Raw genomic sequence first — 13,040 nt, 5'->3', positions numbered from 1 at the left:
TTTTAATAATAAATAAAAATGCAAAAAGTCCCAGAAGATATGTAATCCCTGGGACTTATTTCATTATTTATTGGCTTTTTCTTTAATTGTTGCAGCAGATGCCTGTAACTTCTTTTCTTCCTCATCCGTCAAAGTTAATTCAACAGTTTGGATAATACCGTCACGACCAACAATTGCAGGATAAGACAGGTAAGTACCATATTTTTCCTGATAATTTGAAACTGGCATTTCAGTATGGGCATCGCTTTGAATGGTTTCTACCAAACGAGTCACAGCCGCTGAAATTCCATAGTTAGTATATTGCTTACCCTTATATACTGTTTGACCACCAAACTTAATCTCATCATTTAAGTCTTCAAGCTTTAAGTGCTTCGCTTCAGCTACTTCGGTAACTGGTTTTTCTAAAACTTTGACTGTTGACCAAGCAGTAAATTGTGAATTACCATGTTCGCCCAAGTTAAAGCCTTCCACCGAACGAGGATCGACATTCATGAGTTCACCAACAGCACGTTTCATGCGGGCTGTATCTAAAAGAGTACCAGTACCAATGACGTGCTTGCGCGGTAACCCAGTTAATTCCTGATACATATTAGTAATTGCATCTACCGGATTGGTAATAGCAAGTAAGATACCGTTGAAGCCACTCTTCTTAATTGCCTCCGCAATATCTCCAATCCGCTCACGGTTGTAGTTCAATTCGGCGAAACGTTCACCGCCTGCTTCCAACTCAATGTTTCCAAAAGCACTAATTACAATATCTGCATCTTTGAGGGCCGAATAATCATTGATAGTAATAGTAGTGTGGTGCTTCAAATTTGCCATGGCATCTTGAAAATCAAGCTGGTCAGCTCTAACCTTTGCTTCATTAACGTCAATCATAACGAGATCGTCTACCAGACCCGTTAATATCAGCTGTTGCGCTACCGTACTGCCAACGTGACCGTCTCCGATAATTCCAATCTTATTACTCATAATTTTTCCCTCCTATTGTTTTTAAAAATATTAAAAAATTATGTAAGATCTATTATATACAAAATTATGATAAAAATAAAATATTTTTTAAAAAAATATTAGTTTTTAGTTATCATTGCTAAATGTAAATTAAAACCCACACTTTTTTAAAATTATAGGTAAAGAAAGCGTATACTAAAGAAAGGAGGTACATTATGAGACAAATTAAAATAGGTAATACTAACTTTACCGGTTCGGCCATTGCACTGGGAATTATGCGCATGAACAAACTGAGCGTTGATGAAGCTGTTAAAACGTTGGAAACTGCTCACGAAGCAGGAATTAATTATATTGATTCAGCTGATATTTATGGTCATGGCAAATCTGAAGAAATCTTCGGAGCTGCCTTTCAAAAGTCAGCGTTAACTCGAGATGATTTTTATATTCAATCTAAAACTGGTATTTATGAAAATCCTAAATTGGACTACAAGACAACCAGGTATGATTTTTCTAAAAAGTATTTGATTAATGCCGTAGATGGTATTCTTTTCCGGATGAAAATTGACTATTTAGACAGCTTGCTGCTCCACAGACCAGATGCTTTAATGGATCCAGCTGAAGTTGGAGCTGCCTTTGATGAATTACAAAGAGACGGCAAAGTGCGCCACTTTGGAGTTTCAAACTTTAATCCGATGCAAGTTGACTTACTGCAAAGTGGAGTCAGTCAAAGATTGTTAATTAATCAATTACAACTAAGCGTTATGCACACTGGTCCAATTGATTTTAATATTCACACCAACATGACGGATGCACGTAGCATTGACCACGACCGGGGCGTTTTAGACTACTCACGTTTACACAACATGACTGTTCAGGCCTGGTCACCTTTCCAGTATGGTCAAATTGCGGGCAATTTTATTGGCAATCCTAAGTTTCCAGAAGTCAACAAGGCTTTACAAAAAGTAGCTGATCAAAAAGGAGTTTCTAAAAATGCAGTTGCGGCTGCCTGGATTTTAAGACACCCGGCAAATACACAGGTTATTATTGGGACTATGACGCCAGCTCATATCATTGACAGTGCTAAAGGAGCAGATATCTCCCTTACTGCTCAAGAGTGGTATGACATTTATCTGGCTGCAGGAAATGATTTACCGTAAAAGTAATTTATAAATTTTAAAAATCCTGGCATAAATAAAGTGCTCCATAATAGTTAGACATTTATCTGGCTATTAGGAGCACTTTTTCATCACTAAATATTCGATCGCTTTGAAAATTGAAGTTGTTTACAAAATTTAATCTGTTGGCTTGGCCTTTCTACTATAACTATTCGGTATATTGAGTTTTTTGCGGTATTTGGCAATTACACGCCGACTTAAAGTCACATCATGTTTGGCAAATATTTCTACCAGCTGTTGATCACTTAAAGGAGCACGGGCATCTTCTTTTTTTATGATCTGTTGCAGGTCATATTCTATACGCGCTTGGGATAAATCGGTCGTCACTTCCCGTGGAAAAAGCATTTTCAAACTAAAAATCTTGTTCTGACACTGAATATATTTGTCTTTAATCGCCCTGCTGATAGTACTTGGTGCCAGACCTAAAGCTTGAGCAGTTTCTTTTAAACCAAGTGGCTTTAATTCACGTCTTTGCATTGTGGTTAAAAAGTTACGTTGAAATTTACCAACGTACTTACCCAGCCGCATGATGGTTTTCTGCCGTTCTACAATTGCGTTTTTCAGTTCGAGATAGTGTTGCTTTTGCTCAGAAAAATATTTATTTTCATCTGACTGCTCTTTTAACTCATGATAAGCTTTTTCGTCAAAAACCATCTCTGGTATTTGCGTTTGATAACTTTCAACTGTTAGGCGCCCATCCGTTACCCGATAAATTAAATCCGGAAATAAATACTGTGTATTATTTTCAACGACATAATCGCTAGCTGGAGTAGGATCCAGTGTTTGGATGCTGGCAAGGGCATCATTTAATTCGGATATTGAAAACTTAGAGTTAGGCCATTGTTTGGGATCAGCCAGCATTTCCAGCTGATTATCGAGTAAAATTTCAAGAGCTACAGGATTAAAATCTGCTTTTTGCTTTACTTGTTGCAACAGGCATTCAGTTAGATCCGCGGCACCGATACCACAAGGATCAAGACTTTGCAGTAAATCCTTTGCCCTTGTCAACTTCTCCAGTGAAAACTCTGTTTGTTCTGCAATTTTAGCTAAGTCTACCCTTAAATAGCCATCTTTATCAAGCAGATAAATTAAAACTTTAACCGCACTTTTTTCCCAATTGTGCCAGTCGCTCAAGTTAACCTGCATTAATAAATGATCAATCAGATTCTCACCTTCGGGCGCCCGCAACCATTCCAAATTTTGCATTTCGCCTTTAGGTTCACGCAAAGATACAAACGGGTTGCTTAGGCTCAACTCCTTCATGGCGTTAATTAAGTCATAGGTACTGTATGAGAGCACAGTTAGATTTTGCTTTAATTTAGGCGACAAGAAAAGCCGTGTTACTAACTGCTCTTTCGGCTTTAATACCATTTTTTGCAATCGTGTCATCGGCTACTACCCCCGTTATTTTAAATATAATTATAGCAAAAAAATTAAATTGAAATGCTTTTTTAATTTTAAAATCTGATATATTGCATTAATTATTTTTATTTACTGGTAATATCTTACTTGTAGGCCTACAATTTTTCTTTTCCTTCTTCAGTGTTAAAAGCAAAATTAATCCTTGACTTTTAGTTTTTATTTTTTTATAATCTTGTTATCAAAGTTGGAGGTAAGGATAATGATTCAATTTAGTCAAAAAGAGAATCAACTAAATAATCGTTATTATCTTAGCTACTATAGATAAGAGTTTGAGTTCATCTAGGTGAATTCAAACGAAACTAAGTTTGAATTTATCTATGATGGCTAGGACTCTTTTAGTACGGTTAGCCACATAGCTTTCTAAGTGGCTAACCACAATCCAATTATTTGTTGGCAATTTAATTTCTGTGTACCCGCTTAGAAGTAAGTGGGTATTTTTTATGGAAGCACAAGATGCGTTTTAGAAAACTGATTACAGGAATTACAATTGTTGGTTTAATGGCTTTAGGGGGCTGCAGCAGCAAAAAAGCCAGTAAAAGTCCAGACGTGAAACACGTGGGCGTTTTGCAAGTAGTGCAGCATCCTTCTCTAGATAAAGCATACAAGGGCTTTAAAAAGGGCCTTAAGGAAAGTGGCTTTGTAGAGGGTAAAAATCTTAAGATTGATTACCAGAACGCTCAAAATAATCAAGATAATTTGAAAAGTATGAGTGAAAAACTGGTCAACGAAAAGTCAGATTTGATCTTAGGGATTGCTACACCGGCAGCGCAAAGCGTGGCGAATGCAACGCAGAAAATCCCAACCGTTGTCACCGCTGTAACTGATTTAAAGGCCGCTAAATTAGTTAATTCAGATGAGAAACCGGGTAGAAATATCACGGGCACAACAGATATGGTTTCAATTAAACGCCAGATCAAGTTGCTGTTGTCAATTGTGCCCAAGGCTAAAACTATCGGTATCATGTACAACGCTGGTGAATCAAACTCCAAAATTCAGGCTGACTTAGCAACAGCTGCACTAAAAAAAGCAGGAGTTAAAGTTTTGATCAAAACTGCAAATACGACTAACGATGTCCAACAAGTAACAGAAACTCTGGCTTCAAAAGTTGACGGTATTTTCGTTCCTACAGATAATACCTTTGATTCAGCCGCTTCAGTAGTTGGTAAAGTTGTCAAAGAAAAGAAGGTTCCTCTAGTAGCAAGTTCAGTTGATCAAGTCAAAACTGGCGGCTTAGCCTCAATTGGAATTGATTACGAATTATTGGGAGAACAAACAGGAAAAATGGCTGCGAAAATTTTATCTGGCAAAGCTAAACCTGCGAACATGCCGGTTGAAAAAGCACACGATATGAAATTAGTGGTAAACAAGAGCATGGCTAAAGCACTGGGAATTGATCCTAAATCAATTAAAGCTCCAAAGTAAGCATGAAACAGACTGCCACAAGGGCAGTTTTTTTATGTAAAACAAAAAACAAGCTTAAACATTTTGGCAAAATAAATTTGAAAAATTCCCTTAGGTTGCACATCAATTGCAACCAAATTTTATTATTCCTTGACTTTTTCTTCTTTATTTTTTATAATCTTCTCATTAAGGTTGGAGGTTGATCTTAAATGAAATATTATATTAAACACATCTCACAACTGAATAATCGTTACTACTTTAGCTATTTTAGATAGGGTTTGGGTTCATCTAGATGAATTCAAACCAGATTCAAGTTTTGAATTTATCTATGATGGCTAAAGTCCTTTAGTTGCGGTTAGCCACATAGCTTTCTAAGTGGTTAATCACAAATAATTATTAATGAAAATGATAACTTGTACACCCACTTAGAAATAAGTGGGTGTTTTTACGTTATGAAGATTAGATTTACGGAGGAAGAAAAATGCGAATTAAGAAATTAGTTATGGGAATGGCCTTAACCGGTTTGTTGCTATTAAGTGGTTGTAATAACAAAAAGACAGGCAGTACAGCAACTGTCAAACATGTCGGTATACTGCAAGTAGTACAACATCCCTCATTAGATGAAGCTAACAAAGGCTTCAAAGAAGGTCTGAAGGAAAAAGGCTATGTTGAAGGCAAGAATCTAAAGATCGATTACCAAAATGCGCAAAATAGTCAAGATAATTTGAAGAGCATGAGTGAAAAACTAGTCAACGAAAAATCAGATTTAATTTTAGGTATTGCCACCCCAGCAGCACAAAGCGTAGCAAATGCTACCGAGGATATCCCGATTGTAGTGACTGCTGTGACTGATCTAAAAGCTGCCAAACTAGTAAATTCAGACGCTAAACCTGGCAGAAATGTCACAGGAACCACTGATATGGTTTCAATTGATAAACAAATCAAATTACTTTTATCAATTGTGCCTAAGGCTAAAACAATTGGCATTATGTACAATGCGGGCGAAGCCAATTCCAAAATTCAAGCTGATCTAGCTGTCAAGGCACTTAAAAAAGCCGGAGTCAAAGTTTTAATTAAGACGGCCAACACAACAAATGATGTTCAACAAGTCACTGAAACTTTAGCAGGAAAAGTACAAGGAATTTACGTACCAACAGACAATACTTTTGCCTCTGCTTCTTCAATTATTGGTAAGGTTGTTAAGGAAAAGAAGATTCCACTGGTAGCCGGTTCAACGGATCAAGTTAAAACTGGCGGCTTGGCTTCTATTGGAATAGATTATGAGGCACTGGGTAAACAAACCGGTAAAATGGCTGCTAAGATTTTAGATGGTAAGGCGAAACCTAAAGATATGCCTGTTGAAAGAGCAACTGATTTGAAATTGGTGGTTAACAAGAAAATGGCAAAGGCACTTGGAATTGATCCTACTTCAATTAAAGCACCTAAATAAATTAAAGAAAGGCAGCGTGAATCAATAGTTATGTTGAATACATTTTGGGAGTTATTACTTTCGTCTACTTCTCAAGGATTACTCTGGTCATTAATGGCAATTGGTGTTTATTTAACTTTTCGGATATTAGATCTGGCCGACATGACAGCTGAAGGCAGTTTTCCCTTAGGGGGAGCTGTTGCGACGATGTGTATTATTAAAGGAATTAATCCGATTTTGGCAACTATTGCCGCATTTATTGGCGGTTTGATTGCAGGACTAGTTACTGGTATTTTGAACACCAAATTGCGTATTCCTTCATTATTAGCAGGAATTATTACAATGACTGGCTTGTACTCCATTACTTCCAGAGTAATGCAGAATGCTGCTAATGTTTCACTACTTGGCAAGGACACGGTCTTTACAATTGCGCAAAATTGGGGCTTAAGTCGTAACAATGCTGTAATTGCAATGGGACTGATAATTGCACTTTTAGTGATCTTCTTATTAGTCGTTTTCTTCAAAACAGAAATAGGCTTGGCTATGAGAGCCACTGGTGATAACCCGCAAATGAGTGCTGCCAACGGCATTAAAACTCAAGGAATGAAAATTTTAGGTTATATGATTTCTAATGGCTGTATTGCTTTGTCAGGTGGACTTTTAGCACAAAATAACGGCTTTGCCGACCTTAACTCTGGTGTAGGTACACTTGTTATCGGACTAGCTTCAATTATTATTGCAGAAGTACTTATTCGCAATCTGTCAATTGGTGGTCGTTTACTTACTTTAGTTGTAGGTGCTATCATTTATAGACTGATTTTAGCTTTGGTATTCCAGATGAATGTCGAACCATCTGATGCAAAATTAGCTTCAGCTTTAGTCTTAGTTGTGTGCTTAACTTTGCCGAATTTCCATTTACCACGCAATCTTAAAGGAGGAAAGCAAAATGCCAGAAGTACTAAAGATTAAAAATTTACATCAAAATTTTGAACAGGGGACTGTCAATGAAAACCGTGTTTTACGCGGAATTGACCTTAATTTAGAAGCCGGAGATTTCGTGACTATTATTGGTAGTAACGGGGCCGGTAAGTCTACTCTACTCAATAGTATTGCCGGAACGCTCCCTATTCAAGAAGGACAAATTATTCTAAAAGGTACTGATATTACAAAACTGCCTGTTACTAAAAGAGCAAAAAATATTAGTCGCGTTTTTCAAGATCCTAAAATGGGAACAGCAGTCAGATTAACTGTGGAAGAAAATTTGGCTTTAGCCATGAAGCGCGGAAAGCGCCGAGGCTTTCGTCCTGGTGTTAAAAGTCAAGACAGAAAATTTTTCAAAAAGCAGCTTGCGCAACTTAATTTGAATCTAGAAAACCGCTTGGAAACTGAAATTGGCTTACTTTCTGGTGGTCAAAGACAAGCCATTACCCTTTTAATGGCAACGCTGCAACGGCCAGATTTGATTTTACTGGATGAACATACTGCGGCTCTTGATCCACAAACTTCAATAACGGTCATGCAATTAACTGAAAAGTTGATATCTGAACAGCATTTGACAGCATTTATGGTCACTCATAACATGGAAGATGCTATTCGCTACGGCAATCGTTTGATCATGTTGCATCAAGGTCGTGTAGCAATTGATCTGGCTGGTGAAGATAAACAAAATTTAACTGTGCCTAAGTTAATGGAATTATTCCAAAAGCATGTAGGTGCAGGTCTTGAAGATGATGCCATTTTGTTGGCATAAAAACAGAAAAACAATCTGCAATTCAGATTGTTTTTTTATTTTTCTTAGGTAGATCTTAATATTTATTACTATTCTTCTGCAAACAATTTTGATGTGAATCAATTACTTTAACAACGTTATCTATTGGTTCTGAACAATTATTTTTTAGCCACTCTGTAATTATAGCCGCTATACCATTGCGAAAAAATACTTCATCATAATGATTTTTTTCTTCATGACTATCTATAAACTTTTCAGCAACACCATCTTGTAAGTTTAGTTTAAAAAATAAACGATATAAATCTTGGTTGTCTTTAACATGTTGTAATAATTTTGAAAAACATGGTTTTTTAGAATTATTTTGCGTTAGTGCGTATTCATCAACAAGATATTTTCTTAATTTGTCTGCCATATCATAAATATCTGTGTAATTATCATAAAAAGTTGACCTGTTAATTTGTGCCTTTTGACAAATTTCAGTGACTTTTAAATTTTCTAAGTTACTATTCTTTAAAAGTTCTACGACGGCATTTTGAATTTTTTTACGTGATACGGTGCGATTTCTTTTTTTATTCATAGAAATGATTATGACATATAAAAATCTTTTTGTTAAAGCTTTTTGAATTTATATATGCTAATAAATAATTGAACTAAAGCCAAAAATGTCATTATACCGAATGTGAATTGAATTTCTATATAATTTGCCGTCACTTTGGTATCAATAAAGTGGGTTGCGCTAGTCATGGCTTCCATAAATAAAGAAGTTCCTATAGCACCGCTTAATGTTCTTAAACAAGTTAGAAGAGCTGTACCATTTGCTGCTTCATTTTTAGGCAAACTTTGCATTCCCCAAGTTACGATTGGCATCATCAAGCAGCCAACCCCTAATAAACGGAGAAAATAAAAAACTCCTAACAAAATTATTTCTTTTGGAGAATTGATAAATGTTACTCCCAAGCAACTAATTACTAATAACAAGCTTCCTGAAATTGCCAATTTAGTTATTCCAAATCTGTCATAAAACATCCCTGTAAAAGGATTAATTATAGCCATAGCTAACGATCCGGGCAACATTATAAATGCCGAAATAAGGGCTGATTTTTTCATTACAGTTTGAATTAAAATAGGGTAAATAGTTGAACTACCCATCATTATTGCATAAAGAAGCATACTGATTAATACAGCCAAACGAAAATTTGAATTCTTAAAAATTCTTAGATTTAGTAATGGTTCATCATCTTGTAACTGTCTTTTACAAAAAATAATTATTAATACTGTTCCAATAACCAGCAAGATTAAGCTTGTAAATAATCTAGTAGTAATATTGCTTAGTCCTATCAACATACTGCTCAAGCCACCAGTACTTAATAATAGAGAAAAGTAATCTAGATGATTTTTTGCAACTGGTGAAACATTTTCAACGCTAAAGATTGCTAAAATTATAATAAAAAGTGATATAGCTGCTGAAATAAAGAAAACACTACGCCAACCCCATATTTCAATAAGGAAGCCTGTTAAAGTTGGTGCTATCACAGGTGCTGCTCCTGATGCCAATCCCAATATCCCCATGACCTTTCCCTGTTTGTTAACCGGATAAAGAATCATAATTACTACTTGAGTTAATGGTAAAATAATGCCGCTACCAAAGGCTTGAAATATACGACCTATTAGTATAATTGGAAAATTGCTTCCCCCACAACAAAGCAATGTGCCGAATGTAAATAATAGCATTGACGATAAAAATATTTGCCTAGTAGTAAAGCGTTTAATCAAATATGCTGATATTGGAATCATAACTGCCATAGCTAAACTAAAAGCACTGGTTAACCACTGGGCAGTTAGTGCGGTCAATGATAACTCATGCATAATTTGTGGTAAGGCCGTTGTTAATGAAGTTTGAAGAAACGATGTGACAATTGTTCCAGTCAAAAGAGTTCCAAAAATCAAATTAGCTTTTTTTCCACTCATGAATTTCTCTTCTTTCAATTTAAGTTGTTTTAATTATATTGATGTAGAAAAGATAAACAACCAACAATTTATATTGAAATGTTGGGAAAGTATAAACAGTAAATCAATTAAAAATTGAAATGGGTATCCTATTATCCATTTAAGAAAAATCTGACAGTCCATTGTAAAAACAAAACAGCCTGCTAATGATTAAAAATCACCAGCAGGCCTTTTTGCTAATATCTTCTGAATCAAGTATTACAAATTGATATTTTAGATTAGTAAACTACTTCAACATTATTCTTTTCAAATAACTTACTGTACTTTTTAGCGGGCTTTTTATCTGTTACAACTGCAGAAATCTGACTTAATTCACAATCTTTATAAGGAAAAATCAGACCCATTTTATTACTATCAATCAATAAAACTAACTTTTTGCTGCATTCAATTAAAGTATGCTTTAGGCTAGACTCGGATTCAACCTTATCAGTAACACCGTACTCCAGACTAAATCCTCTACATGACATAAAAGAAATGTCAAAAACATAATTACGTAAATTTCTGGCAGTAACCATACTACTAGAATATGTATCAATCATACTTCCCCCAATTACATTAATCTTATTTTGCGTATGCAAATTTAAATAGATTGCCGTTTCTAAATTAGTAGTTGCAATGTTTAAGTCGTTAAAAGCATCAAGACTTTTGGCTAATACGTTGGCTGTACTGCTACTGTCTAAAAAGATGCTTTGTCTATTTTCAACATAGCCAGAAGCTAATGCAGCGATATATTTTTTCTCGTTTAAATTAAGATGTTGCTTGATTGTTGTTGGAGTTTCAATCTCATTCGGTTTTAAAACCAGCGCTCCACCATGAATTCGTTGCACAAGGCCATTATTTTCGAGTTCTTTCAAGTCTCGTCTAATAGTACTGGCACTATAATGCATTACTTTTGCCAGGTCATTAATTGTTAAAAAATTTCTGTCTTTTAAAGTAGTTAATAATAATTTCTGTCTATCTTTCATCTTTAACCTCCATAACAAAATGATTAAAAAGTGTCAAAACTTGGAAAATAATCACCAAATTTTGACGTTTTTCCAATAAAGCTACCATCTATTGAAAAAGCAAACAAATACTTTAATATTAGTTTTGTAAGCGAATACAAAATGGAGGTTAAAAAAATGACATTAGTAACTTTAAATGATATTTTACCAAAAGCCAAAAAAGAGGGGTATGCAATAGGCGCTTTTAACTACGCAGATATGAACACTGCACGAGGAATTGTTGCAGCTGCTGAGGAAGAAAAATCCCCAGTTGTGTTGCAAATAGCTGAATCACATTTTCCTTATTTGCCACTAAGAGAAGGTGGTAAATTGGCATTGGATTTAGCAGAAAATACCAGCGTTCCAGTTGTAGTTCACCTTGACCATGGTACAGACATGGAAACTTGCATTAAGGCACTGAGAATGGGATTCAGTTCTGTGATGCTCGACTTTTCCCAAAAGCCTCTTGTAGAAAACATTAGTAAGACAAAAGAAATTGTTGATTTTGCTCACGCATTAGGAGCAAGTGTAGAAGGTGAAGTTGGCGTAATGACCAGAGATGCTGGCAACGGTAAGCCTGACTACAATAACTTAACGGACAACTACACTACTGTAAGTGAAGCTAAACAATTTTATGAAGAGACCGGAATTGATGCAATGGCAATTTCATATGGTACAGTTCATGGAATATACAGAGAAAAACCTGTATTAAACTTTAATAGACTGCATGAAATTGCTGAAGCAGTGCCAGTCCCATTAGTTGTTCACGGGGGTTCCGGATTAACGGATGAAGAATACCACAACTCAATTAAAAATGGCATAAGCAAAATTAACTATTATTCAGTTATGTCATTTAATGTCACTAACGGTTTAAGAGAATACCTTGATAGTAAAAAAGAGCAGCAGGTTTTCTTATATGATGCTGATCTAAAAATTATGGAGTTGGTAAAAGATGACATCAAAAATAAAATTGAAGTTTTTGGCTCAGCCAACAAGGCATAAATAATGAATAATTTCCTAATTATTACTCATAGTACTCTGGCTGAAGGTTTTTATAATAGCACCAAATTTCTTAGCGGCTTAACTACTAACGTTAAATTTATTGATGCATACGTTGATGAAAGCGATTGGACTAAGGAAGCAGAAGAAATTATCTCAAGCCAAGATAAAGACAAGGAGCTGATTGTGTTAACTGATATTTATGGCGGAAGCGTTAATCAAAAAATGACTTTAATGCTGGCAAAATATCACTTTATCTTGATTACGGGAGTTAATCTGCCGTTAGTTTTATCACTAGTACTAGAAACGCAACCTTTAACTAAGGAAAAATGTAAGAATCTGGTTGAAGAAGCAAGAAAACAATTACAAATTATTGAACCAATCAAATCGGACAGTAATGAAACTGATAGTGACTTTTTAAGTTGATAAGGAAGTATTGAATTATGATTAAAGAATTGAGAGTTGATGATCGCTTAATTCATGGCCAAGTAGCATTAACCTGGCCCGGGCACTTAGGAACTTCCCACATAGTTGTAGCTAACGATGCAGCAAGTAAAAATGATATGCAGCAAAGTGCATTAAAAATGTCTGTTCAAGGTACAGCTAAAGTTCTAGTAAGAGACGTAGATGGAGCAATAAGGCTTTTTCAAAATCCTAAAGCTCAAAGTATTCCAATGTTTGTTGTTGTCAACCAGGTAAAAGACGCGGAAAGAATCTATTCGGGACTAAATGGTCAACAAATTGAAAGAATTAATATTGCAAATGTTGGCCGCTTTGATGGTGTCGACAAAAATCTCAAAACAGAAATAAATGGTTCGATTTTATTAACCACAGCTGATAAAGACGCAGCTAAAAAGCTGTTAAATTCTGGAGCCAATGTCGTACACCAAGTTATACCTACAGATAAGGCAGAAAAGTTCTCTAATTTATTAAAGGAGTAATGA

General features: G+C 35.4%; 13 protein-coding genes. 8 read left to right on the top strand and 5 right to left on the bottom strand.

Features of this window, described 5'->3' with window-relative positions:
• Positions 1–63: 63 nt before the first annotated feature.
• On the bottom strand, positions 64–972 hold the full coding sequence (locus tag H3R29_RS01190; protein ID WP_198202326.1) for an L-lactate dehydrogenase: 909 nt from the start codon (positions 970–972) through the stop codon (positions 64–66).
• Between the two features lie 194 nt (positions 973–1,166).
• Here H3R29_RS01190 and H3R29_RS01185 point away from each other — a divergent pair, with 194 nt between their 5' ends.
• Entirely contained in the window at positions 1,167–2,108 is a 942-nt protein-coding gene (locus H3R29_RS01185; protein ID WP_198202325.1) for an aldo/keto reductase family oxidoreductase, read from the top strand.
• A 135-nt stretch (positions 2,109–2,243) separates the two neighbouring features.
• Here the strand turns inward: H3R29_RS01185 and rpoN are convergent, their stop codons facing one another.
• Entirely contained in the window at positions 2,244–3,515 is a 1,272-nt protein-coding gene (gene rpoN / locus H3R29_RS01180; RefSeq protein WP_198202324.1) for an RNA polymerase factor sigma-54, read from the bottom strand.
• 531 nt (positions 3,516–4,046) lie between these two features.
• Between rpoN and H3R29_RS01175 the strand changes: the two genes are divergently transcribed.
• From H3R29_RS01175 to H3R29_RS01160, 4 genes are all read left to right on the top strand, one after another.
• Entirely contained in the window at positions 4,047–4,970 is a 924-nt protein-coding gene (locus H3R29_RS01175; RefSeq protein WP_370448578.1) for an ABC transporter substrate binding protein, read from the top strand.
• A gap of 466 nt (positions 4,971–5,436) precedes the next feature.
• Positions 5,437–6,399 (top strand): ABC transporter substrate-binding protein, encoded by a 963-nt coding sequence (locus tag H3R29_RS01170; protein ID WP_370567375.1) that lies wholly within the window; start codon positions 5,437–5,439, stop codon positions 6,397–6,399.
• Between the two features lie 30 nt (positions 6,400–6,429).
• Positions 6,430–7,347, top strand: coding sequence for an ABC transporter permease (locus H3R29_RS01165; protein ID WP_046324290.1), 918 nt, complete (start codon positions 6,430–6,432; stop codon positions 7,345–7,347).
• Positions 7,325–8,128, top strand: a complete 804-nt coding sequence (locus tag H3R29_RS01160) for an ABC transporter ATP-binding protein (RefSeq protein ID WP_198202322.1) — start codon at positions 7,325–7,327, stop codon at positions 8,126–8,128. The genes H3R29_RS01165 and H3R29_RS01160 overlap by 23 nt, the downstream gene beginning before the upstream one ends.
• Before the next feature lie 55 nt (positions 8,129–8,183).
• Here H3R29_RS01160 and H3R29_RS01155 read toward each other — a convergent pair whose 3' ends face one another.
• The 3 genes from H3R29_RS01155 to H3R29_RS01145 form a co-directional block, all read right to left on the bottom strand.
• Positions 8,184–8,684, bottom strand: coding sequence for a TetR/AcrR family transcriptional regulator (locus H3R29_RS01155; protein WP_198202321.1), 501 nt, complete (start codon positions 8,682–8,684; stop codon positions 8,184–8,186).
• 32 nt (positions 8,685–8,716) lie between these two features.
• Entirely contained in the window at positions 8,717–10,075 is a 1,359-nt protein-coding gene (locus tag H3R29_RS01150) for a DHA2 family efflux MFS transporter permease subunit (RefSeq protein ID WP_198202320.1), read from the bottom strand.
• Positions 10,076–10,332: 257 nt separating this feature from the next.
• Positions 10,333–11,079: a DeoR/GlpR family DNA-binding transcription regulator gene (locus H3R29_RS01145; protein WP_174794894.1), complete on the bottom strand. Its 747-nt coding sequence runs from the start codon at positions 11,077–11,079 to the stop codon at positions 10,333–10,335.
• 156 nt (positions 11,080–11,235) lie between these two features.
• Here H3R29_RS01145 and H3R29_RS01140 point away from each other — a divergent pair, with 156 nt between their 5' ends.
• From H3R29_RS01140 to H3R29_RS01130, 3 genes are read left to right on the top strand one after another with little or no spacing between them, the layout of a single operon-like run.
• Positions 11,236–12,099, top strand: coding sequence for a class II fructose-bisphosphate aldolase (locus tag H3R29_RS01140; RefSeq protein ID WP_198202319.1), 864 nt, complete (start codon positions 11,236–11,238; stop codon positions 12,097–12,099).
• A 3-nt stretch (positions 12,100–12,102) separates the two neighbouring features.
• A complete protein-coding gene (locus H3R29_RS01135) occupies positions 12,103–12,522 on the top strand; it encodes a PTS sugar transporter subunit IIA (RefSeq protein WP_046324284.1) in 420 nt (139 codons plus the stop codon).
• A 17-nt stretch (positions 12,523–12,539) separates the two neighbouring features.
• Entirely contained in the window at positions 12,540–13,037 is a 498-nt protein-coding gene (locus H3R29_RS01130) for a PTS sugar transporter subunit IIB (protein ID WP_187156810.1), read from the top strand.
• Positions 13,038–13,040: the final 3 nt, after the last annotated feature.

Origin of the sequence: Lactobacillus sp. M0393 (assembly GCF_016102025.1) — a bacterium.
GTDB classification, from domain to species: domain Bacteria; phylum Bacillota; class Bacilli; order Lactobacillales; family Lactobacillaceae; genus Lactobacillus; species Lactobacillus melliventris.
This window is presented reverse-complemented; position numbering and strand designations above follow the sequence as displayed.

Excerpts from the sequence above, each read along its gene's own strand:
- H3R29_RS01190 (WP_198202326.1), bottom strand. The coding sequence starts at position 972 with ATGAGTAATAAGATTGGAATTATCGGAGACGGTCACGTTGGCAGTACG.
- H3R29_RS01185 (WP_198202325.1), top strand. The coding sequence starts at position 1,167 with ATGAGACAAATTAAAATAGGTAATACTAACTTTACCGGTTCGGCCATT.
- rpoN (WP_198202324.1), bottom strand. The coding sequence starts at position 3,515 with ATGACACGATTGCAAAAAATGGTATTAAAGCCGAAAGAGCAGTTAGTA.
- H3R29_RS01175 (WP_370448578.1), top strand. The coding sequence starts at position 4,047 with ATGGCTTTAGGGGGCTGCAGCAGCAAAAAAGCCAGTAAAAGTCCAGAC.
- H3R29_RS01165 (WP_046324290.1), top strand. The coding sequence starts at position 6,430 with ATGTTGAATACATTTTGGGAGTTATTACTTTCGTCTACTTCTCAAGGA.
- H3R29_RS01160 (WP_198202322.1), top strand. The coding sequence starts at position 7,325 with ATGCCAGAAGTACTAAAGATTAAAAATTTACATCAAAATTTTGAACAG.
- H3R29_RS01155 (WP_198202321.1), bottom strand. The coding sequence starts at position 8,684 with ATGAATAAAAAAAGAAATCGCACCGTATCACGTAAAAAAATTCAAAAT.
- H3R29_RS01150 (WP_198202320.1), bottom strand. The coding sequence starts at position 10,075 with ATGAGTGGAAAAAAAGCTAATTTGATTTTTGGAACTCTTTTGACTGGA.
- H3R29_RS01145 (WP_174794894.1), bottom strand. The coding sequence starts at position 11,079 with ATGAAAGATAGACAGAAATTATTATTAACTACTTTAAAAGACAGAAAT.
- H3R29_RS01140 (WP_198202319.1), top strand. The coding sequence starts at position 11,236 with ATGACATTAGTAACTTTAAATGATATTTTACCAAAAGCCAAAAAAGAG.
- H3R29_RS01135 (WP_046324284.1), top strand. The coding sequence starts at position 12,103 with ATGAATAATTTCCTAATTATTACTCATAGTACTCTGGCTGAAGGTTTT.
- H3R29_RS01130 (WP_187156810.1), top strand. The coding sequence starts at position 12,540 with ATGATTAAAGAATTGAGAGTTGATGATCGCTTAATTCATGGCCAAGTA.